Below are 20,123 nucleotides of genomic sequence, written 5' to 3' on the forward strand. Positions count from 1 at the left end.
GGAAATAGTTGATTTTCAATCATTTGCATTTTTGAGATTAGTAGACAATTCATTACGGCTCAGAAGGTTACAGGTTTGAATCCTGTCGAGCTCACAACGGCTAAAGCCTTTCCCACAACGGGTTTTAGCCGTTTTTTCTTACTTCTCGACCTGACTGGCAAATGCTTGATGTCAACATGAATGTCAACATTATGCTAATCTTATGCGCAAACAATTAAAAGAGCTCCCAAACGGATGCTCACGCACCGAGGTCTACATTTCGCCGAAAAACTACAAGACGATCCGCTCAAAATCTCAGATGCCAAAATATTGGTTCGTAGAGTGCCGGTTCTTCGACCCGAAGTTTTCCGAGAAATATCCCAATGGTTTCCAGTACCGTCGTAAATTTACAGCGACCGACCCTAAAGAATCGAAACTTTATGCTGAGGTTTACAAAGAAGAAATGGAAAAGGCGTTGGACGAATTATTCTATAATCCTATAACTAAGGAATTCGCCGCCGACAAATCACGGAAGCTTCACCCCGGATTACTTTTCTTCGATGCCATCAAAATGGCGAATGAAAAGATTTCGCCCGGCTACAAAAGCAAGAACCACGGCGTTCAGGTCCGGTGGATGCTCAGCCGCATCAAAGAACACCTATACATCTCTCGGCTTTTCGAAGTTCGGATTTCCGATGTGCGCACCTGGCACATTAAAAATCTGCTTGATATAATGGATTTAACGCCATCGGTTTATAATCGCTTCCGCTCCTACCTGATGCGATTGTTTACAGAGCTTGTGCAATACGGCTGTGTTGAGCATAACTTCATCCGAGATATTTCCAAGCAACAGGAAATCCCGAAAGTTCGCGCCGTGATGTCTCCGGAAAAGTTTGACGCAGTATTCAAATATCTGGAAATCCGCTGGCCCAACCTGTTCCGCTACGCAATTATCTTCCATTACTCCGGTGCGAGAAGCACCGAGCTGATGAAGCTGAAGGCAAAGGATGTGGATTTGGCGAAGAGAGAATTTCAGATAACGATCATCAAAGGTCACCAAAATTCCCGGGTCAAGAAGGCTATCATCCCATCGGCATTACCATATTGGGAAAGCCTGATGAGCGAGGTTAAGGATGGCGAAGAATTCCTTTTCAGCAGGTATCAGAAACCCGGAAAGATTGAAGTTGATGCGAGAACGATAACGGTAAAGTGGCGTAAGTATATTAAGAATTGTAAGGAAATTAAAGATGCTAACGGAAACATTATCGAAGTAACCGAAGATTTTTACTCGCTAAAGCACCTTTTCTTAGATAAGCTCGACAAGTTACAGCACGAAGCTAAAATCATCGACATCAATTTGGCGCAGGGTGCCGCAAGCCACACCAGCTCCAGAACTACGAGTATCTATACGGTCGGAAGTAAGGATAGGGCGATTGAAACATTGAAGCGGATAAACATTAAATAGAGGTATGTCTGCGACATCGATGTCGTAGGCATATTTTTTATTAAAAGAAAAAACCGCCTTATGGGGCGGTTAAAATCTTATTCGCAATTCACTTGGTTCGATTAAAAAGAAGTAATACTTAAATTCCATCAGCGAACCACGCTGCAAATATATTAATTTAAATTATATCGTCATTCAACTTCACTTCGATTTCCAGCACATCAAAAATCCTAACCAGCAAATCCCAGTTCAAACTGAATTTCCCCATCTCGAACCGCTGAATGGTTGACCAGCTCATTTCCGTGGCATTTGCAACTTCCTGCTGTGTCAACCCCTTCTCTTCCCTGATTTTTCTTACTGTTTCAGCTAATTTAGTCCGTTTTTTCAGTACCTCCTCGGTTACCGCCATTTCATAATTTTCCGCAAAAATATCCATTTTTATAATTCTCGTGAAAAAAAGTTGTGATTTGATATATCAATTGCGCTTTCCAGCTTGCCAATTCTAATGTAGCTCATAAAAGCCCCCTCGGTCTTATGCCCGGTAATCTTCATAATGCTCGGCCTATCTATTTTCGCCAGTTCCGCCAAGCTTGCAAATGTTCTCCGCGCCGTGTGGCTGCTTATTTTTGAATATTTCGGCACCGTTTCTTCAACGAATTCTCCTCCCTTCGTATAGTACAGTCTAACCGTATCAGTCAATCCGCACTCAAATCCAATCTTTTTAAGATAATAATTATAATGCTGGTAGCTGAACTTCCTGCCAAAATCGTAGTTGTGCTTTTCCAAAATCTTCTTAATCATCGTATGCATCGGCACCACCGCTTCAATCTTCGTCTTTTGGGAAAAATAATGGATGAACTGCATTTCCTCAACCTCAATTATGAACTTCTTGGGATTTCTAATGAATGCCAGAAAATCAGAAATTCTCATTCCGCAAAAGCAATGCATAATGAATATGTCACGAATTCGGCTCATGGCCTCACTATCAAACTCGTAGTTATAAAGCGTCTGCAAATCCTTCCAGCTCAAATAAATTTGCACGGACTCCTCCCTGATCTGTCGAATTCCAAAACCAGTCCGCATCGTCAAACCTGCGAGATGAGCACGATTAACAATGCTCTTCAACTTCGCAATGTTGGTGGAAATCGTATTCTTCCGAAATTCAAGCTCGGAAGTAAGGAAGTTCCTGTACAGTTCCGCCCAATGTGGCGATATTTCGTCAATGTAGACGGTGCCATACTTTTCTTCATATTTCTCAATCGTCATCAGGAAGGTTTTGTAGGTGCGAATGCTTCCGCCGCTGTAAATATTTCCGTCCGGCGTAAGGATTTCGCCGTTTTCTGCCGCCCTCAAAAACTGCCGCACCACCGCAACGAATTTAATTCTTACATTGCGAACAGGTAGGTTTCCAGATTTCATCACCTCGTTCATATCTCCCACGATTTTGAAAATTCCCTGTCAATATATACATCCGCAATCTTCCGCAACCGCTTCAACCTTAGGAATTCATCCGCATCAATTCCCAAAGTCTTGCAGATGACTATTTCCTCAACGCCTTCATTCAACATCCTTTGCACCAGCTCGGCGTTACCCTCAATTCTATGAACGCCTCGTGCCTTGTTGAACTGCATAGTCGCCGCCAATCGCTTGTCCATCGAATGATTCAATACTATCAGCGGCTTGTAATTGAGCTTCAGCCACTTCTCTCCGGTAATCTGGTTGCGGTGGTCTCCATCCACGATGACGAACTTCCTCTTCTCATAATCAAATATGGAAATTATCCCGAAGCAGAAACCGTTTTCCTCGATTGAAATCTTCAACAGCTTCATCTTGTCTTTCGCAACATAATTCGGGTTATAGTCGTTCGCCTCCACCAGCGACTTATGCACCATTTTTGGATAAAGCACCGGAAAATCAATACCTTTTTCGTTGTAGATTTCCTGCTCCTGCAATTGTAGGAAGTCTTCTACCGTGTCGATGAACGGCACCTTGATATCTATCGTTTTCATAAAATTTCCATCCATTTTTGCCTTCTTTTTTCCGCCGGGTCAACCTCGGCGTTGTCAATAGGCTTGTAATTATTTATGTCTGTAATTAGAATTTGGTTGACCTGCTGCCTGAAAACATAGTTGTTCTCAAACTGCTTTGAAAATCTCTCGCGAAAAATGGTCGCGTGCTCCTGATTTGGAAGCGTGTCCAAAAGGTAATCGCGATATTCCTTCCAGCTCGAAAACCTTTCCGGAAGCGTGTTTGCCTTGTAAATTCCATCCCTACCCGCATATTCCTGCGCCGTTGCGGTGCCGGGAATCCTGTCAATCATTTTGTCAACTGTTTCCGGCTCGAATTCCTGCAAAAGCCTTATGCACTCGTATGATTTCGTGTGAATCAGATTTGCCAACCTCATCTTATTCGGATTCATCCCCTTCCAATAGAACAAGTCGTAAATCTTGTTGTATGGAAGTTGGAATTTGCCGAGATAAGTCCACACATCAGAAAACCGCCAGTCGTAAATCGGATAAAAATTCACGCTGTTTTTCCTCTTCGTGCTCCACGGAATACCCGGAACGCCTTCATTCTTCGTTACGGCCCGAAACCTGTTCAAACTCTCGTCAGCTCTCAACCCGATAATCTGGGCCACGCTCTCCCTACCTGCGAACATTTCCTCCATACACTTAATCAAGCTGACGAAACCATACATTTTGATTGAAGAATCGTTCATCTTGCTGGCTCCGACCTTGCTCACATCCCAATCGATAACCTTTTTGGAAATTTCGTTCTTCGGTCTTATCCAGATTTCCTCTTTCTCCGGGTTCCACGGGTCTAAGACATTCGTGCTGATGCTTGAAGGATTCGGCAGCTTGGCGTGAATCTGAAACCAAATCGGAATCACGAACTCATCCGCCATCATCTGCTCGATGAAGTCCACCGTATGCTTATACTCAACTTCTTGATCAAGGAAGAACAGGTAAAACATCTTGTTATGTTTCCGTGCCGCCTGCAGAGCCAGATGAGTAGTCACCGTGCTATCCTTTCCACCGGAAAGACTGACTACAATAGTTTCATAATTTTGAAATATGTAGTCCATCCGCTCGACTGCGGCTTGGTATACATTCTTATTGTTGTACTTCTTCACCACTTCGCAAAATATTTATCAATTTGTTGTGCCGCAAAATCGCATCTCTGGTGTTTTTCAACTGTAGTTCGTCCGCCCCGAAGATTCCAGAAGATAAGAACACGATTTTCCCGACCTTCTCCTTCTTCAGCACATCGTAAATCTTGAACTTCAACTTCGGCTGGTTGCTCGTAACCACATATGCATCGCCGTATTGATTTGAATTCGCTAAAAACGCTTCCTGCTTCGATTTCAGATTGTCCACATACTTAATGAGCTCGTGAACTACCTTCGAACGCGTCTGCTGTTGCTCAATTACCAGCTCACGCTTCAACTTCTCATACCCGGCGATTTCTTCGTCTGTAGGTTGATAGTTAATCGTCACGCACTCGATTTCATCCACTCTGCAATCGATAAACGGTCGAATATCCTCGGCATAATTTTCGACCGTGTTCTCCTCTCCGGCGTGAAAATTCAGCATCGAAGTTCCAAAAACGGAAGTGTCGATGAACAGGAACGGTCGCACAATATTCTTCTCATCGTAGCGAAACATAAAATCATCGATGATTATAGTTTGCTTCGCCAGTTCCGTGAATCTAAAAATCTTACCATATGGATGCACATAAATTCCGTTCTTAACCAGCACATCCACGAGGAATAGCGTGGTGTTGGAATCGCACAGCATTATTTTTTCCAGAAAATATTCGTCCTGCATAAGCCTTTTCATATCGATTACCTCATCGAAACCTTCCAGCAATGGTGACTCCGAGTGGTAAATCGCTATTTTTTTTCCTTCAATACCGCTGATGAACGCAGCTCTCTCGTCGAAATCTCTGCTGACTAAAAATTTTTTCATAAATGTTTTTTGATGTAATTCTTAAGTTCTGTTTTATCTTTCAACATCGTTTTAATCTCTTCTGAAAGGTTTCCCTTCCTTGCCAAATTATTGGCTATCCGATGCTCGATTCCGCATTCCGTCCTGAAGTCGTAGATGTCCATTTCACGCGTTTGCCCCTTGCGGTCAATCCGCCCGATGCACTGCTTCCGCTCATTGTATTTAAATGAATTGCTCCAGAAAATGATGCGGTTGCAATGTTGAAGTCCGTTCAGTCCTGTGCCTCCGGAACTCATCGTCGCCACGAAGAACTGCTTCTCACGGTTCGTGAAAGCCTCCTTCTCTTCATTCCTATTGTTCCTGTTGTTTCCCGTGAACACGGCACAGTTTTCCGGCCCGAGAAACTCAACCAACCTTTCCAGCTCGTAGATATACTTGCAGAAAATTATCGTCTGACCATTCCGATAATCAGCCTTTTCCAGCAAGCTGTATTTAAAAGTGTTCAGATTAGTAATGCCTTCGTCGGTAGCTTTGAAACCGCAGGAAGCCTGTTGCATCTTCGTGAAGTAGAGGAAAATAAGCGCCGCCGGCACAGGCATATCTTTATCGAACTTGTCCATTTTTTCCAGCAGCTCTTCCTTCAGCCGGAAATATTCTTCGGATTGCTCCGGTGTCATACCACATCTGAACTCGTGGAAATTTTTCCCCGGCAAATCCATCACATCTTCTTTCCTAACTTGGTAGGTGTATGGCTCCACGAGGCCCATCAGGTAATCCACATTCTTATAACCGATAATGTCTCCACGGTCATCGCAGATGAGGTACTTCTCCTCGAAGCTTAGCCAGTTGCGCTCCCCGATAATCAAATCTGAAAGTAAGCCGTACTGCATAAACATATCCTTTATGCTCTCCGCCGGCGTTCCAGTCATAATTAGTTTGTACGAAGCTTTATCACAAACTTCCTTTATTCTTCGGGAACGCTTCGCTGTCGGCGTTTTGCAGTTGTGGCTCTCGTCAATGATGATTTGCGTTTGGTTGTCCACGAATTTCATCACTTCCAGAACGGTTCGGTCGCTTGAGCTCATTGATTCAAGTCCTACGATTTTCCATTCCAGAGTGGTGTTTTTCGCCCATTTGTCGATTTCTTCGCGGAAGTTTTTCTTCGTGGAAACAGGGCAAAAAATCAAAACCTTGTTGATTTGACCAGCTTCGAAACGGCTAATTGCCAAGTCCACCGCAACCTTTGATTTTCCCGTACCGGTGTCGGCGAACAATGCCGATACTTTCATAGAACAGCAGAAGCGCAGGGCTTGCGCCTGATGAAGCATACTGCCTTCGTGAACTGGTGTCACATCGTCTTTCAATCGCTCGTGCAGCGGAATTTTGCGGCGTTCCTTCTCGCACTTGTTGATGACTTCGTGGAACTGTCGATAAATGGAATCTACGATTTCGTTCGCCTTGCTTTCCTCCCAATTGGGATGCTGGGCGGGGCAGTAGACTTTCACGAACGGCTTGATTTTGTCGTTTACGATTTCAAACCAGCAGCTGTATTTGGTTTGACCGTAGTTGCGTTTGTACGAGAAGTAAAGGCGATTTCCGCCTTTACTTTCGTATATTTTAGATCCTTTTATGCGGCGTTGAAGTGCTTCCAGATCCATTACTTTATTTTGATATCCACATTGAAGAAATCAAACCAGCGTTTCTCAATTTCCCGCTGGATGTCTTCCCAAGTTTCCATCTTCCTGGGGTAAGCGGAAGCTCCCGGTGCGAAGAAAGAAATCATATTGAAATCCACCACCAGCTCATCTGTATACATGTGGCTAAACTGGGTGCCTGATGTGGTTCCGATGGCGATTTTCCTCGACTTTACAAGGTCTCTAATGGCAGGTAATAGGAATGGTGAACCGCTCGACCATATAATTTCTTCTACCTCTTCCTTTCCGCCGAAAATCTTCGGCTTGAACTCATCTAAGTGGTGGATTTCCCAGAAAATCTTCTGGAACGATCTTGGATGCGGGTCGTAGTCTACTATCCAGAATTTTTTACCTTCAGAAAGGTATTTAAACTGTAAAACATTCATCCCTCCCTCATCACCGTATCCGGAAATGGTATGGGACAATTTCCAGTCGTGGTTTGGATTTGGGGTGCCTCCTTGGTACCCCGTGCTAATTGTAAGTTTTTTAATATCGATTGACATTTTTTTAAGTATTTAAAGGTTTTCTAATTCTGTTTTTAATTGTGCTAAAATATCTTCTTGCTTTTTAATTTCTGCTTCGATGTCTTCCCTCCGGCGTTTCTTTTTCGGCATTTTGATTTCGCACCAGCCTTCGGCGATGGCTTCCTGCACATCGTCAAAGCGAGTGCGAGCAACAGGAAAATTCTGAATCTCGAAGTGTCCGTTTTCTATCCGGGTATTCCAGTTCTTTACAGAACCGCCAGATTGATATGTACCGGAAATCCAGATTATATTGTCGCCGAGCTTGGCTCCGGAATCCCTTCCCCAAGCCTTGGCGATTGTTCTGCCGAACAGCTCAACAGCTGCACGATCGCCTACGGCACGGAATTTTTTTATTAGAAGTGAGCAGGTTTCCACCGGCTCTTCACCGGTAGTGCCGTATATTTCCATAAGCGCCGCCTTTACATAATCTTCGATGCTGTCGTCGAAAACCCATTCTTCGGTTTTCTTATCCCAAGACCCACGAAGGTTGCGGGCCTTGGTTACGAACTCCCTGTTGAAAGGTGTTTTTACACGTATTTGGTAGTTTTCTTTGTCGTGTGTGAAATTGAAGTCTGACATGATTTCTGATGCCGAATTGCTGTTGCCGCCAGATTTAGATTTTAAATATTTATTTCTTTTACCCAGTTTTTAATTTCAAATTGTAGGTTTTCCACATCCTGATTTTTCTGCACGAAAAGGTAATCCGGATGGTCAGAGAACATTACCACAAGGTCAAAGTCTCCCCATACATCCACGACATCTGCAGCTTCTGTCAGTTTGCAATACTCATCGAATGTTAATACATTCATCAAAGCGATATTGCCAATCGCAGTCTCTTTTTTAAGTCCTTTAAGGATTATTTCTTTCGTTATCATTTTTATTTTCTTTTGTAATATTTTTCAATAAAATTTTCTGCACATTCTTCTGGATTATCTCCATCGATTCCGGAAAGAAATACAAACCCGGGAAGGAATGCTATCCACTTTGTTTCTCCCGGCATAGCATCGGCTAATACGACATAGCCAATTATTTCATCATTATCATTTCTCCTAATTTGCTGTCTTTGATAATCGTAATCAGATAAGTAATACATAGTTTATAAATTTTGATTTTAATTTTGAAAAATTGGCTGCCTTACGCAGCAGCCTTAGCGTTTTTTCTTGTGTATGGTTTTCTTTTTAATTCTTGGTAGCTGTTGTATTTCCGAATTTCTCTCGTGCTACCATCGTTCAGCAAAATCTGGAAACTGTTTCCTGTTTTGCTTTCCCATACCAGCCGCCCGACTAAATCTTCGGTCCCGGCAAACTTTACATTTCTTCCGGATCCACTCCACACATTTACATTTACTGAAACCCAGATTTTTTTGTTCTTAATTCTCAACGCGCGGTTTCTTTCCCATCTGCGCTGTTCTAAGTTTCTAACAATCTCCTTGATTTTCTCTTGGCGTGCAGTAAGCTTTTCCTTTCTGTTTTCTTCCCGGAAATCCACTTTTTTCCGGAAGGCCGTGAAGTCTTTTTTGAACGATTTTAAGATTGTGTATTTCCCAGTTTCAGCCGAGTATACACCAACGCTCCAGCAATCATCTTCCACATTGTTGGAAGTTTCGCAGTGCATTTCGCCACGGCTAAAGAAATTCCAGTGGTCTGAAATCCTGTAAGAGCCGTCCGGTTTGTGGCCCCAAGAAATGTTAGTTGCTGAGTAAAATGAATCGGAATAAGGCGATTTTGAAGCGATTTCAACGCCTTCGATAAGTTCCTTAATTTGGCTGATTGTTAATGCCTGATTAAGTGCGCGGTACAGTGCCGCTTTAGCTGAATTTTTCATAATGTTTAACGCCGTGTTTATAGTGTTGCCGACACTTTTAGTATTAATTACACTGCAAATATATAGCGTAAACGCTATATGAAGCAAGTTTTTAAATGTTAATTTAATGTTAAATTTTATATTTTTTTTCGTCCATCTTACTTTAAAAATTTGAAGCCAAAAAAGCGGCTACAAACCGTAACCGCTTTTCATCTCTTTTAGTAATTCACTCTGCTCGGTGTGGACTTTCTCAAAATGTTCGAGAAGTTTCTCAAACTGATCATCGGTAAACTTGTGATAACCAACGCTTCCAACCTTCTGCCTGACCGAAGAGTAACTCAAACCCAACACTTCTGATACCTGCCGAGAATTGTAACAGAAGGATTTGATTAAAGTTAATGATTTCTCGTGATGTGTCATTTTATTTTCTGTACTTTTCTTTCAGGTCTTCATACCTGTACTCCATCTTAGCGAGAGCTTCTCTAAGCATCTCAGAAGTCGGCTCAACCTCTACCGCGAAGATTTCTGAGTCATAGAATATTGACTCGCTCTCTTTGTTTTCTGAAACCTCAAAAACGAGGTAGAATCTGTTACTTACATAGTCTATACCTACAAAGTAGGTATTCTCTTCTTTGAATCGCTCACTGGATTTCACGAACTCTTGAAGTGTTCGTGTCCCTATTCCGCCTTGGTCTCTTAGTTCCATGTTAAGACCTAAGAATCTTTCTTCTGGTTGATTCACTTCTCCGATGATCTGTAGTGTGTTCATGACTTTAAATTTTTAATTATTATTGTTTGTTGTTTTATTTTTACACTACAAAGATACAACATTTTTTGATATATACAAAATAAACATATATAAAATATTAATTTATAACCATTATAAATAACAAAAAAAACCGGCAACTCGTGCCGGTACAGATGAAACATCTCACTTTCCTGCGAGTAGTTAGCGCAGGTTTTTCACATATTCACAAGGAGTAGTTTACTCATTGTATAAAGCAGTTATTTCCTCTTTGGACAATACTCTATTGTAAATCTTTAAGTCTTGTAAATTACCAATGAAAGGAAACGATGATGCACCACGCTGACCGATGAAGAGAATATCGTTAGCCCAATTTCCTATTAAATCTCCTGCATAAGAATCGTGTTGTATGTAAGAAAGTGAGCCGTTAACGTAGATTTGGTTCTGTGTAACGCCTAAACTCCTGTCGATTGTCGTCACTATATGAAACCAATTCCCGTTATTTATGTTTACTGTTGAATTACCTATGTTATACCCCCAAGGATGATGGTCAGAAATTTCCACTCTACCTACAAGAAAATCATTTGTAAAGACTCCAAAAGCATTATTGTTATTAAAGTTCGTGGATAATTCGACAACAACTCCTGTTTCCGTCTGAGTTGTCTTAATCCAAAACGAAATACTCACTTTATCTGAATTAATAGGTAACGGCAAAACAGTTTTAACACATCCATTTATAAACTTCAATGATTGAGTTCCTTCTTTTCTACCAGTATCGAAAGTGAGCGTACCAGTCATTATACCGTTTAATCCATTCACGGAACTATCAGCAGTATTGCCGTTAAAATTGTATGCTAATATATAATCAGTTAGTAATGGGAATGTTTGCCAAAAAACCACTCCATTTTTTGCCAAACCTTTTACGATTTGACCATTGATAGCAACTCCTTTGAAAACCTGATTATTCTTAACTGCTCCCATTATGCCCAGTAATAAATATTATTAGGATTAGAAGCACTCAATGTCTTAGCTGTGGCTTCATCTGATGCGAGAATAACACTTACTGATGTGCCATTTGCACCCGTGTCGCCCTTATCGCCTTTGTCTCCTTTCACGCCCTGAATACCTTGTATTCCTTGCGCTCCCGTTTCTCCCTTATCTCCCTTATCTCCCTTATCGCCTTTATCTCCTTTCTCTCCTTTAATCACGGAAATTTCACTCTTCTTCGCATAGTCTGAAAGTTCCTCCCTCCTTACATAACCTTCCAAACTCGCAGCGCCTCCGATGTTAATAACGCTCGTCTGAAGATTAACAGGCACCGAAACATCCCCATCCACTATCGTGAACGGCTGTATCCCATCATCCCCGCAACCGCAAGGCTCCCTGCTTATCTTTACCTTCGCCCTGTAAAACGGCTGCCTTTTTCCCGCAATCTTGGCAAAAAACCACACGGAAAACACATTCCCCGCACCTTTCTGCTTCAAAGGATTTAAGTCAAATGCCACCGTATTCCTCTGCTGAATCCTCGGTAATTGAATTCCAATAGTCCGCTCTCCAATCCTTACCTCCGCCTCCACATCGGATATACCGCTCATATCCTCGAACGGCAATAAAATGTTCGGAAGCGTGCTGTCAAATAGGTAGCAAAAACTTCCTGTTGTTAAATTACACGCCATTTTTTTACATATAATTTTTTTCGTGTTAAGAAAATCGAAAAAAATTAACCTATAGGTTTATTTCTTAAGTTCAAAATGTGGTGGATCCGTGAACCTCCAGTTTCCACCCCATTCTACCTTTATTCCCAATTTCTGCGCTGTTAAAAGAATGTGTACGGCAATCTCTTTCAACCTTCGTTCTGCTTCCCTGCCGCTTACCTGCACCTTGCCATCGAAATACGGATACAAGTCCACAGCATACCCGTATCCATCGGCTTTTGGCTGGTGGTTGCTCTTGTTCTTCACGCCATCGGCGTTGGTTACCTTCGGGCCCGGCTTCGTTCTGCCCTGCGCATACAGTTCCTGCTGCCTCTTCACAGTCCTCACGCCTTCCACCACAGTGAAATCGTGCGGAGAAAACCTTATAGCTTCTGAAAGCACCTTTACCAAATCAGGATGCACGCCTTCCAAACTCTTGAGTGACCTGCCTCCAAATGAATACTTTGGTTTGTCGCAATTTTCCATTTTCTTAGAATCTTATTAAGTTATACGAAACGCCAACGCCAATCGCTGGAAACGCCCTATTCATCTCGGGCGAATAGTAATAGCCTCCCTGAACGCCAATCCCAAACTTTTTTTTTGGAATAAAAATCTCCTGCCGGAAGGTTTCAATTCCGTCCACCTTAAAATTTGGATCGGGCGATGTAACGCTAATCTCTGTGGCGTTGCCGTGCTTATCTTTTTTTGTTGCAACGATTTTTATGTCTGCGTTGTAGGAATACTTAACGCTGTTAGAATCCTTGTTGTAAGCTATCTGCATATATTTTCCCTTCCAAGTTTGGATGTTTGATTTCAGTTCGCTGATTTCGGCATCCTTGGCGAGAAGTTCGCCTTCCAGTTTCGCCTTGATTTCCGTGAGTTCCTGGATCTTCTGCGTTCTGCGCTGAACATCGGGGATGAGGTTGTCTAACTTTTTCTTGAGAGAATCGCTGTGAACGACCTTCGTGATTTCCTTCTCCCTGATGACCGTCGTGGTCGCCACGGTGTTGCCCGATGGCGTGGTGTAGGTAATGGTTCTGTTCTGCGGAACGGGAACATATTGAATTTTCGGATTTAGTTTTAACCACACATTAAAACCAACAGACACAAGCAAGAGTGCCAGTAGTATGTAGACTATTTTCTTCATTTTATCTTCGGTTTTGCGATTTGTTCTGCCTTCGTGAGAGTGGAATCAGCACGCTCTATCAAAAGTTGCTGCTCCTCGTTCTCGTGCCTTAATGCCTTGTTTTCCGTTCTCATTTCCCAAACCTTGTCAGTCAGTTCGTTTACCCTGTCCACGGCTTCGTCACGCTGCCTGCGCATATCCACATAGGCGGTGACGCTCACGGTGGCTATGGTTGCTGTAAGACCGTAGAATGTCCAGTTGATGAAATCCTTTGGATTCGTTAAATCCTTCTTCTGCTCTGCCACCGTTCATATTATTTTATCCAATAATTAAAATTAACCCCGAAGGTCAGCCGCTCCTTCACCCTCCTCTTCGTCGTCACCTGCTGCCACCACATCCCCGTGGGTTCTATACTGAATCGGCTGGTTCTGTCCATAATAATCGGTCCGACACTGATTCTCACATAGTCCCCGTTCGTATCCGCCTGCATAAAGCCGAGCCCGTCGAAGTTGTATCGTGCCCCGATGCTGTAGGAGAATTTGTCCTCCAGATTTCTGTAGCCGATGCTCCCCACTGCGTAGAGGCTCCCCGTGATGTTGTAGCCCCCGCTGGCGAATACTTCCCAGTCCTTACCGATAATAGGCTCCCCCGCCTCGCTGGCGAAGCGAAAAGCGTTGGAGTTCAGCCCGATGAATGCTTGGGCGGAGAACAACGCTGGTAGGAGAGTGAGTATTAGATTTTTCACATCAATAATTATTAATCGTTACGAAGTAGGTATCCTCATCTCTGTAGACATTAGCGGTTGACCCCTGCTTGCCGCTAACGGCATCCCCGCCCGCCATTGCGATGCTTACGCCGCTGCCCGCCTCGAAGCGCACATTGCCCTGCCCAATCTTGATGTATGTGGCGATAAAGTTTTCCTCCGCATCCTTGGACAAGGTGATTACCACATCTTTGCCGCTCTTGACCTTTACTTGGCATTCGTTCTGGTGGACGCCGTTGGCACCCACATCTGTGTTTAGTGCAGATTGCACCACTACCGACTGCCTGATGCCCCTGATCTGGTCTATGTAGTTCTTGATGGCGTCGCTGTTGGGATTTCCAAAGAAAAACTTCACGAGTGGGTATTGGTCTTTAGCCTGCTCGAAATTGCTCCACCCCACCCGTATGGTCTTGTATTCCTTGTCAAATGTTGACACATCCTCCCGAACATTCTGCGAGCTCCAGTCGTACCCGTAGATTAGTGGCTCTGCCGTTCCATCTTCGGTAATCCCGAGTGCGGTGACATAGGCTTCAATATCCCCGCTCACGGGGCGGTAGCCTTTAAAAGATATCCCCTTCACCCCCCTGCCATCGAAGTCCTTCCACTTGTTCACGGGCGTATCGAAGTATCCCTCATCGGGGAAGATGGTGCCATCTGCCTTCACATACCCGTAGTTCCACCCCGTTTCTGTCACTTGGCTTACCTCGTCCCCCTTCAGGAAGGATTTAAGTATCAGGTCGTAGGCTTCGTGCGTGTGGTTGATGTCGGATTTTCTGCTGAGAATGATTGGCAGGTTGTCAATATCCTTAATCTCGTGCCTATGCTCCTTAAAACCGTTGATTTCTAAGTTTCCATTACCTATCAGGGATTGCCCGTTGATGGTTTTTAATTCTTCCCTATGCACGAAGGTGTCAGCCAAGCCATCCCAAAACCCGTCTATCCCGAATTCCTTGGTTACGATGCCATCATAATCGTGGTACTCTATCCCTATGGTATTATCGGTCAGGTAAATGGATTCTATATATCTTACCCCTTGAATACTCCAAGATACATATTGCTCGTTACCATTCTGGTCGGTATAATCTAATATTAGACTTCCATCATCTTCCCAAAGACTGTCTATGCTTCGGATGCCTTGGGAAGTGCCCCCGCCTCCAACCTCTATGTTGGATATCATCTCTAAAACTTCCTCCGTGGTCATCACATCCAGCCTCCGAAGCCAAGCCTCAACATCAAAATCGTCAAGGTTGCCAGCATCCCTGTCAGCCTTGTGAGAAACTATCAAATTGCCAATATTCACAATAACAGCGTTCCAAGCCGACCCATCAAATGTCAACAGAGCAAAGCTGTTCGCAGGTACCACAATGTTGCTCGCATTAGGATATGTACCCTCGCCAGCAAAACCCCAAACCTGCCCCGCAGGAATCACCGTGGATGGCTTTATCATCCCCAGATACTTCACCGCATTGTTCCTGAATAATTCCGCAATCACCCTTCTGGTGTTCCCATCCTTGTCCGCAAGTATCAAATACTGGAAGATGTCATTAGGAGATTCCAAGTTTTGAACAGGCTTGTCCAATTTCCTTGAAATGTCCGCAGCCAGCTTAGCATCGGCATCCTTCCTTGCCGCAACCTCTTTCCCCAATTCTGCATTCACCGTGTTCAGCCCAGCCTGCAAAGCCGAATCCGCATTCTTCCTGTTGTTTTCCTCGGTTTCCAACCTGCCCAGAATCGCCGCATCCGCATCATACAATTTCTTATTTACCTCCGCCTGCGCCCTGCTTATAGGCTTGTCATAATCCGAAGTATTATCCACGCTTCCCAACCCCAAGTCAGCCTTTGCCAGATGTACGATTCCAGTCTTTCCATTGACCGACTGCACAGCACCACCCGATGAGGTAATGTTCGGCAGCTGATGGTATGGCACCTTGCCATCAGCCCCGAGCGTTGCCAATCCTCCCGCTACACCAGCAGTGGATTTATCCAGCTTGGAATTAATCGCCTCCCGTGCCTGTCTTGAAAGCGGCTTATCCTCGTCTGAAGTGTTGTTTACGGCTCCAAGTCCGATTTGCCCCTTGGTAACTCTATGCGGGTTGCTAAAATCACCAATATGCGCATCCAGCGCTGCCTTGCCTGCTTTTGTGTCCAGCTCGGCTTTCTGGGCTATGGAAATCGGCTTCTGCGAATCGCTGGTGTTATCCACATTTCCCAGACCGATGTCAGATTTGTCAATCCTTACATCCCCGATTTTTCCGTTGACAGATGTAACTTTTCCCTGCGCATTTATTCCGATAGGCAATTGCTCGGGCTTCACTTTTCCATCCGTTCCCAGAGTGGCAATGCCATCTGGCTTCCCCTCCCTCGCTGTGTCTATCTTGGTTTTTAACGCTTTCGAAACCGCTTCAGAAATTGGTTTGTCAGCATCAGAAGTGTTATCAACATTCCCCAGTCCCACCTGCTGCTTGCTAACACGGTGCGGATTACTATAATCGGAAATGTGATTGTCAACAGAACTTTTGGATGCCTTGGAATTCAATGCTTCCTGCGTGGCTTTTGAAACTGGCTTGTCGGCATCTGAAGTGTTGTCAACACTTGACAATCCTAAATCAGATTTACCAAGCACCACATCCCCAGTTTTTCCGTTCACAGAACTTACCTTCCCTCCGGAAGATATCGCCGGTAGCTGCGAAGCTGTAATCTTACCATCTGTACCCAAAGTGGCAACTCCCCCGGGCTGCCCCAATGCCGACTTATCCACCTTCCTGTCTAAGCCCGCCTGAACAGCCTGAGAAATCGGCTTCTCTACATCCGCCGTATTATCCACTCGGGAAAGCCCTACATCTCCCTTCGTAACCCGATGCGGATTGCCGTAATCCCGGATATGCTGGTCTAACTTAGCTACATCCGCCTTGGAAGCCAGTGCCTGAACAGCAACATACGATAGCGGTTTTTCCTTGTCCGAAGTATTGTCAACCCTGCCAAGACCAACCTGATTCTTAGACACCCGATGAGGATTGTCAAAATCTGACAAGTGGTCTTCGATGTCAGAAACATCAGGAATGTCTGCCTTGTTCGCCTTGGTTTCGTTGATGTCGTCAATCACATCAGCTACCCTGCCCCGAGTGTTTCCGTATTTGTTAGTTTCCTGCCGAATCTGCAGGGATTTATCGTTTATTGATTTTTCGCTCATTTCCTATTCAAATGTGTCATCAAAAGACAAGTCAAATATTTTCATTTCATCAACCTCTCCCGGCTCGTGGCGGTACTCGCAAACACAGTTGTAATTGTACAGCACATCGGTAAGCTGGTTGATGCTATTTATTTTCTCTCCGTTTACCGTTATAGAATCAAATGGGATGTTTTTAAATAATACCCCGCCAGTCAAAATGTTGTCAATGGTCACCAATCCCTTCAAATCACGAGCAGAATAGATTCTTGCATAATAATCAATCCCAACCCGAAAGGTCTTGTAGTCAATAATCCTAAAATCCACCGCTAATCGTTTTGAATCTCACCCCAGTTAGCTTTTTTGTCTTCCCGCAACTGCACGCGCCTTTACATCCGCATACTTTCGGGCATCCGCAATCATCAAACTTTTCATAATCCTCACGAACTCTGCACAAGTATTCCTTCACGCTCTCATACGCCTCCCTACCCATTGACCGATATTTGTTGCTGAAATCCGTAACCTCCTTCAAAGGCGTTGGCAAGCTGAATTCATTGTTCTTCCGAACCGTGCCGTTCGCCGTGTCATTCATCTGGTTTATCAGCAGGTACCGGGCATAGCTGTAGTAAACCCACACGCGCTTGAATCCCATATTTAGGTAACTCCTGCCGTTCCATTCATAACTTCCGCAGCCTAACAGCCGCTTCCATTTCTCTTCTTCGCTGTCAAAATTTTCCAGAATCTCCTTCACGAAGTCGTAGCAGAACAGCGGAATAATGTCAAACTGCAAGGCTTCGTCCACCGCGATGCACAGCTTCTTCAAATCGCAATGAACAGCAACATCACCGATGCAGTCAAAGTCTCTAGGAAACAAATACTTATTGTAATGCTGGCACTCCATTTTCTACGCCTTTTATCGGTATAAAACTTATCTGCCTTCCCAGCAGTTTTGACATCACTGTTTCCAGCTTGAATCTTTCGGTTTCATTCTGCTCCCAGTAAAACCGCTTCATCTCGCTGTATGTGTCCGCAGATGTGCCGAACAGCGCGCCGCTACCCGAGAAAACCAGCGCCTCCGGAATGTTGTTGAAAGCCCCCGTTATCTTCTGCCGAAGCGATTTTTCCGTGCTCTCAAACAACTTGTCATCAAACTGCGCCTTTATAAGGTCTATCTTGAAAACCTTGTCAATATCATCCGCAGACCCAAGCGGAACATCCACCACCATCACATCCGCAGCGTTATCGCTGCCAAGGTTGTCCTTTAATACCTTGTTGAACTCATCCACATCCCCCGGCTCCGCCTCGTCATCTTGGAATTTCTTTACTATCACCTTCCCAAGCCACCCGGTCCTCGCCTGAGAGTTGTTGTAAACGCTTATCCTGTATTCCGTGTCCATATCGTTATACACAGAGTCCCAAGGCGGTAATGCATATGGATATTTCGGTGTCAGATTCAAATAATAAACCTGACCGCGATAATTTTCCACCAAGTCTTTAGGCGTAGGATTTATGATTCCCTTCAACCTGCAGTCGTTCAGCATCTGTGCCTTAACAATTGTGGGATCCTCGGTGTATGGATAAAACCACTTCGTGGCTTTGTTTTCGGATTTCTGGAAAATACTCTTTCCCTCCTCCTGTACCAGCTGGTAGAATTTCCCGGGAAATTCGTCATCATCTTCTTTGCTTCTCGCCATTAAAACAGAATCCAACACCCTTAGGTTATACCTCTCTAACTGTAGCTGTGATGACTGCCTGAATTTCCAAAATATGTGAAAGAACACGCCATAGTGCATCGCGATTTCCGCCGCAGCATTGTCCGCAATGTCGTTAATGGTTTCTCCGCGCGCGTTAACCACGATATTGTCGGTAACCCCATCACCCGAGATGTATTTAGCCATCATATTACTCGCCCTTCTTCCTGTTGGAGAATTATGAATTATCTTCTCCATTCTCAGGGGATACAGATTGTCGGAATCCCTCAGGTATATCTTTTTGTCGTCTGCCGAAACAGAATTATCCCTGCCGAACAACTCAAGATTGGTCGCACGCAGGGATTTTTTCTTTGCCTTTATCTCTCCAAAAGGAAGCATAAGATTTATTTAACTTCTTCGTCTATCTCTTTGGATTGCAGGTAAACTTCCAACTCATCTTTTTTCAGGCTTTTCCATTCCGATTCCTCATAACCTTTTTCAGCGGCTTCCTTCTGCATCTCCTTCAATGTTTTAGTGTTTTTTTCTTCAGGCTTTTTCCCTTCCGCCTGAGGAAGAACTTTGAATTCAGCCTTCCTATCTTTTAGCTGCTCATCCGTTCCAATCTCCAGATATTTTCTTGCGAAATCTTCCGTCATCTGGTGCCCATATGTCCTTATCTTGAATGACCTGCCCGCACCTTCGTCATATTGCTCATAAGTGTAAATCTTGTGCGCATCCCTTAGCTGAAATGTCTTGCTTGTGTCCATAGTGGTGGTTTTTATTTGTTGGTTAGCCGTGAACTTCGCCCAGTCCTGATTGAAAGTACACGGTACGCAGCTCGGCATATACCCGAACTTTTCTTTGAATAATCTCTTATACTCATCAAGCAGCTCGGATGAATTCCTCACCCGAGAACTGCCTAATGATATCAACTCCTCATATGTCATTACGCCGCGAATAATGAGTCAAAATCCGCTACCGCATTGCTACCATCTCTCGGCTTGTAAACCAATGGTGCGTACTGCTCCTGCGCATCCTCATCAGACTGAAGCGGAATCAGCGCAGGACCACCATTCTCAACAATGTCAAATGTATAGTCCCCTGTGCTTAGCCCGTTTTCAAATCCATAGATTTCAATCACATCGTTGGATGCCTGCAAAGCAACCACGAATCTGCCGTGATCAAGCTTGTCAAGAATACACTTCTGCTCAGATGTCAAGCCCGCCGAAAGAATGTTCACGGTGTGGAGGTACTGCACGAATCCGTTGTCATTCTTGGATTTAGCATAAAATCCTTTTATGGAATTTGAACTGGAAGGAAGCTTTATCCTCACTCCGGTTTTCCCCGGCTTAAGTACCAGCGATGTGGTAAAGTCGCAGTTTGCACCAGTCACATTAATGGTGGACGCTGACCTGTCAATGTCATTCCAGTTAATTATCACCGCTTCCTGATGGTATTTCCTCACTAGCGAGCGCACGCACGAAAGGTCAAAACCCTGTTGTAATTCTGCACAAATATTAGCTGTTGCCATTTCCCTGATTTTAAGT

General features: G+C 44.2%; 25 protein-coding genes. 1 reads left to right on the forward strand and 24 read right to left on the reverse strand.

All coding sequences use genetic code 11. The features are described 5' to 3' along the window. Positions 1-202 precede the first annotated feature (202 nt). Positions 203-1,444, forward strand: coding sequence for a tyrosine-type recombinase/integrase (locus tag BUB43_RS10175; RefSeq protein WP_073180794.1), 1,242 nt, complete (start codon positions 203-205; stop codon positions 1,442-1,444). A 157-nt stretch (positions 1,445-1,601) separates the two neighbouring features. Here BUB43_RS10175 and BUB43_RS10180 read toward each other — a convergent pair whose 3' ends face one another. The 24 genes from BUB43_RS10180 to BUB43_RS10295 all read right to left on the reverse strand — a co-directional run bounded on the left by BUB43_RS10180 (position 1,602) and on the right by BUB43_RS10295 (position 20,107). After that, complete coding sequence (locus BUB43_RS10180) at positions 1,602-1,859, reverse strand: helix-turn-helix domain-containing protein (protein ID WP_083541284.1); 258 nt, start codon at positions 1,857-1,859, stop codon at positions 1,602-1,604. A 2-nt stretch (positions 1,860-1,861) separates the two neighbouring features. Beyond that, positions 1,862-2,854, reverse strand: coding sequence for a site-specific integrase (locus tag BUB43_RS10185; protein ID WP_073180798.1), 993 nt, complete (start codon positions 2,852-2,854; stop codon positions 1,862-1,864). After that, complete coding sequence (locus BUB43_RS10190; protein WP_221404008.1) at positions 2,851-3,432, reverse strand: ParB N-terminal domain-containing protein; 582 nt, start codon at positions 3,430-3,432, stop codon at positions 2,851-2,853. The genes BUB43_RS10185 and BUB43_RS10190 overlap by 4 nt, the downstream gene beginning before the upstream one ends. Then, the gene (locus tag BUB43_RS10195) at positions 3,429-4,559 is read right to left on the reverse strand and encodes a phosphoadenosine phosphosulfate reductase domain-containing protein (protein ID WP_083541289.1); all 1,131 of its coding nucleotides are present in this window, start codon (positions 4,557-4,559) and stop codon (positions 3,429-3,431) included. Before BUB43_RS10195 ends, BUB43_RS10190 begins: the two co-directional genes overlap by 4 nt. Beyond that, a complete protein-coding gene (locus BUB43_RS10200; RefSeq protein WP_073180800.1) occupies positions 4,537-5,391 on the reverse strand; it encodes a hypothetical protein in 855 nt (284 codons plus the stop codon). Before BUB43_RS10200 ends, BUB43_RS10195 begins: the two co-directional genes overlap by 23 nt. Continuing rightward, positions 5,388-7,028, reverse strand: coding sequence for an SNF2-related protein (locus BUB43_RS10205; RefSeq protein WP_073180802.1), 1,641 nt, complete (start codon positions 7,026-7,028; stop codon positions 5,388-5,390). Before BUB43_RS10205 ends, BUB43_RS10200 begins: the two co-directional genes overlap by 4 nt. Beyond that, a complete protein-coding gene (locus BUB43_RS10210; RefSeq protein ID WP_073180811.1) occupies positions 7,028-7,567 on the reverse strand; it encodes a hypothetical protein in 540 nt (179 codons plus the stop codon). The genes BUB43_RS10205 and BUB43_RS10210 overlap by 1 nt, the downstream gene beginning before the upstream one ends. A gap of 12 nt (positions 7,568-7,579) precedes the next feature. Continuing rightward, positions 7,580-8,167, reverse strand: coding sequence for a hypothetical protein (locus BUB43_RS10215; RefSeq protein ID WP_073180813.1), 588 nt, complete (start codon positions 8,165-8,167; stop codon positions 7,580-7,582). Positions 8,168-8,208: 41 nt separating this feature from the next. Continuing rightward, the gene (locus BUB43_RS10220) at positions 8,209-8,463 is read right to left on the reverse strand and encodes a hypothetical protein (RefSeq protein ID WP_073180815.1); all 255 of its coding nucleotides are present in this window, start codon (positions 8,461-8,463) and stop codon (positions 8,209-8,211) included. 2 nt (positions 8,464-8,465) lie between these two features. After that, positions 8,466-8,681 (reverse strand): hypothetical protein, encoded by a 216-nt coding sequence (locus BUB43_RS10225; RefSeq protein WP_073180817.1) that lies wholly within the window; start codon positions 8,679-8,681, stop codon positions 8,466-8,468. A gap of 41 nt (positions 8,682-8,722) precedes the next feature. Next, entirely contained in the window at positions 8,723-9,412 is a 690-nt protein-coding gene (locus BUB43_RS10230) for a hypothetical protein (RefSeq protein ID WP_073180819.1), read from the reverse strand. Between the two features lie 400 nt (positions 9,413-9,812). After that, complete coding sequence (locus BUB43_RS10235; protein ID WP_073180821.1) at positions 9,813-10,160, reverse strand: hypothetical protein; 348 nt, start codon at positions 10,158-10,160, stop codon at positions 9,813-9,815. A gap of 216 nt (positions 10,161-10,376) precedes the next feature. Then, on the reverse strand, positions 10,377-11,117 hold the full coding sequence (locus BUB43_RS10240; protein WP_073180822.1) for a LamG-like jellyroll fold domain-containing protein: 741 nt from the start codon (positions 11,115-11,117) through the stop codon (positions 10,377-10,379). Continuing rightward, positions 11,117-11,812 (reverse strand): hypothetical protein, encoded by a 696-nt coding sequence (locus tag BUB43_RS11300; protein ID WP_221404009.1) that lies wholly within the window; start codon positions 11,810-11,812, stop codon positions 11,117-11,119. The genes BUB43_RS10240 and BUB43_RS11300 overlap by 1 nt, the downstream gene beginning before the upstream one ends. 57 nt (positions 11,813-11,869) lie before the next feature. Next, positions 11,870-12,316 (reverse strand): M15 family metallopeptidase, encoded by a 447-nt coding sequence (locus tag BUB43_RS10250; protein WP_073180824.1) that lies wholly within the window; start codon positions 12,314-12,316, stop codon positions 11,870-11,872. A 4-nt stretch (positions 12,317-12,320) separates the two neighbouring features. Further along, positions 12,321-12,977 (reverse strand): hypothetical protein, encoded by a 657-nt coding sequence (locus tag BUB43_RS10255; protein ID WP_143154096.1) that lies wholly within the window; start codon positions 12,975-12,977, stop codon positions 12,321-12,323. Further along, complete coding sequence (locus BUB43_RS10260; protein ID WP_073180827.1) at positions 12,974-13,261, reverse strand: hypothetical protein; 288 nt, start codon at positions 13,259-13,261, stop codon at positions 12,974-12,976. Before BUB43_RS10260 ends, BUB43_RS10255 begins: the two co-directional genes overlap by 4 nt. 8 nt (positions 13,262-13,269) lie before the next feature. After that, positions 13,270-13,701 (reverse strand): hypothetical protein, encoded by a 432-nt coding sequence (locus BUB43_RS10265; RefSeq protein ID WP_143154097.1) that lies wholly within the window; start codon positions 13,699-13,701, stop codon positions 13,270-13,272. Position 13,702: 1 nt separating this feature from the next. After that, positions 13,703-16,909 (reverse strand): phage tail fiber repeat family protein, encoded by a 3,207-nt coding sequence (locus BUB43_RS10270; RefSeq protein ID WP_073180831.1) that lies wholly within the window; start codon positions 16,907-16,909, stop codon positions 13,703-13,705. A 3-nt stretch (positions 16,910-16,912) separates the two neighbouring features. Further along, positions 16,913-17,212, reverse strand: a complete 300-nt coding sequence (locus BUB43_RS10275; protein WP_073180833.1) for a hypothetical protein — start codon at positions 17,210-17,212, stop codon at positions 16,913-16,915. Next, positions 17,202-17,759, reverse strand: coding sequence for a DUF6712 family protein (locus BUB43_RS10280; protein WP_159430246.1), 558 nt, complete (start codon positions 17,757-17,759; stop codon positions 17,202-17,204). Before BUB43_RS10280 ends, BUB43_RS10275 begins: the two co-directional genes overlap by 11 nt. 4 nt (positions 17,760-17,763) lie before the next feature. After that, the gene (locus tag BUB43_RS10285) at positions 17,764-18,975 is read right to left on the reverse strand and encodes a hypothetical protein (RefSeq protein WP_073180838.1); all 1,212 of its coding nucleotides are present in this window, start codon (positions 18,973-18,975) and stop codon (positions 17,764-17,766) included. Positions 18,976-18,980: 5 nt separating this feature from the next. Next, on the reverse strand, positions 18,981-19,484 hold the full coding sequence (locus BUB43_RS10290; protein ID WP_143154099.1) for a hypothetical protein: 504 nt from the start codon (positions 19,482-19,484) through the stop codon (positions 18,981-18,983). A 38-nt stretch (positions 19,485-19,522) separates the two neighbouring features. Then, positions 19,523-20,107 carry a hypothetical protein gene (locus BUB43_RS10295; RefSeq protein ID WP_143154100.1) on the reverse strand — a complete coding sequence of 195 codons (585 nt, stop codon included), beginning with the start codon at positions 20,105-20,107 and terminating at the stop codon, positions 19,523-19,525. Positions 20,108-20,123 lie beyond the last annotated feature (16 nt).

This window comes from Cruoricaptor ignavus (assembly GCF_900141665.1).
GTDB classification, from domain to species: Bacteria; Bacteroidota; Bacteroidia; order Flavobacteriales; family Weeksellaceae; genus Cruoricaptor; species Cruoricaptor ignavus.

Coding starts and splice junctions, on each gene's coding strand:
- BUB43_RS10175 (WP_073180794.1), top strand. CDS start 203: ATGCGCAAACAATTAAAAGAGCTCCCAAACGGATGCTCACGCACCGAG.
- BUB43_RS10180 (WP_083541284.1), bottom strand. CDS start 1,859: ATGGATATTTTTGCGGAAAATTATGAAATGGCGGTAACCGAGGAGGTA.
- BUB43_RS10185 (WP_073180798.1), bottom strand. CDS start 2,854: ATGAACGAGGTGATGAAATCTGGAAACCTACCTGTTCGCAATGTAAGA.
- BUB43_RS10190 (WP_221404008.1), bottom strand. CDS start 3,432: ATGAAAACGATAGATATCAAGGTGCCGTTCATCGACACGGTAGAAGAC.
- BUB43_RS10200 (WP_073180800.1), bottom strand. CDS start 5,391: ATGAAAAAATTTTTAGTCAGCAGAGATTTCGACGAGAGAGCTGCGTTC.
- BUB43_RS10205 (WP_073180802.1), bottom strand. CDS start 7,028: ATGGATCTGGAAGCACTTCAACGCCGCATAAAAGGATCTAAAATATAC.
- BUB43_RS10210 (WP_073180811.1), bottom strand. CDS start 7,567: ATGTCAATCGATATTAAAAAACTTACAATTAGCACGGGGTACCAAGGA.
- BUB43_RS10215 (WP_073180813.1), bottom strand. CDS start 8,167: ATGTCAGACTTCAATTTCACACACGACAAAGAAAACTACCAAATACGT.
- BUB43_RS10220 (WP_073180815.1), bottom strand. CDS start 8,463: ATGATAACGAAAGAAATAATCCTTAAAGGACTTAAAAAAGAGACTGCG.
- BUB43_RS10225 (WP_073180817.1), bottom strand. CDS start 8,681: ATGTATTACTTATCTGATTACGATTATCAAAGACAGCAAATTAGGAGA.
- BUB43_RS10230 (WP_073180819.1), bottom strand. CDS start 9,412: ATGAAAAATTCAGCTAAAGCGGCACTGTACCGCGCACTTAATCAGGCA.
- BUB43_RS10235 (WP_073180821.1), bottom strand. CDS start 10,160: ATGAACACACTACAGATCATCGGAGAAGTGAATCAACCAGAAGAAAGA.
- BUB43_RS10240 (WP_073180822.1), bottom strand. CDS start 11,117: ATGGGAGCAGTTAAGAATAATCAGGTTTTCAAAGGAGTTGCTATCAAT.
- BUB43_RS11300 (WP_221404009.1), bottom strand. CDS start 11,812: ATGGCGTGTAATTTAACAACAGGAAGTTTTTGCTACCTATTTGACAGC.
- BUB43_RS10250 (WP_073180824.1), bottom strand. CDS start 12,316: ATGGAAAATTGCGACAAACCAAAGTATTCATTTGGAGGCAGGTCACTC.
- BUB43_RS10255 (WP_143154096.1), bottom strand. CDS start 12,977: ATGAAGAAAATAGTCTACATACTACTGGCACTCTTGCTTGTGTCTGTT.
- BUB43_RS10270 (WP_073180831.1), bottom strand. CDS start 16,909: ATGAGCGAAAAATCAATAAACGATAAATCCCTGCAGATTCGGCAGGAA.
- BUB43_RS10285 (WP_073180838.1), bottom strand. CDS start 18,975: ATGCTTCCTTTTGGAGAGATAAAGGCAAAGAAAAAATCCCTGCGTGCG.
- BUB43_RS10295 (WP_143154100.1), bottom strand. CDS start 20,107: ATGGCAACAGCTAATATTTGTGCAGAATTACAACAGGGTTTTGACCTT.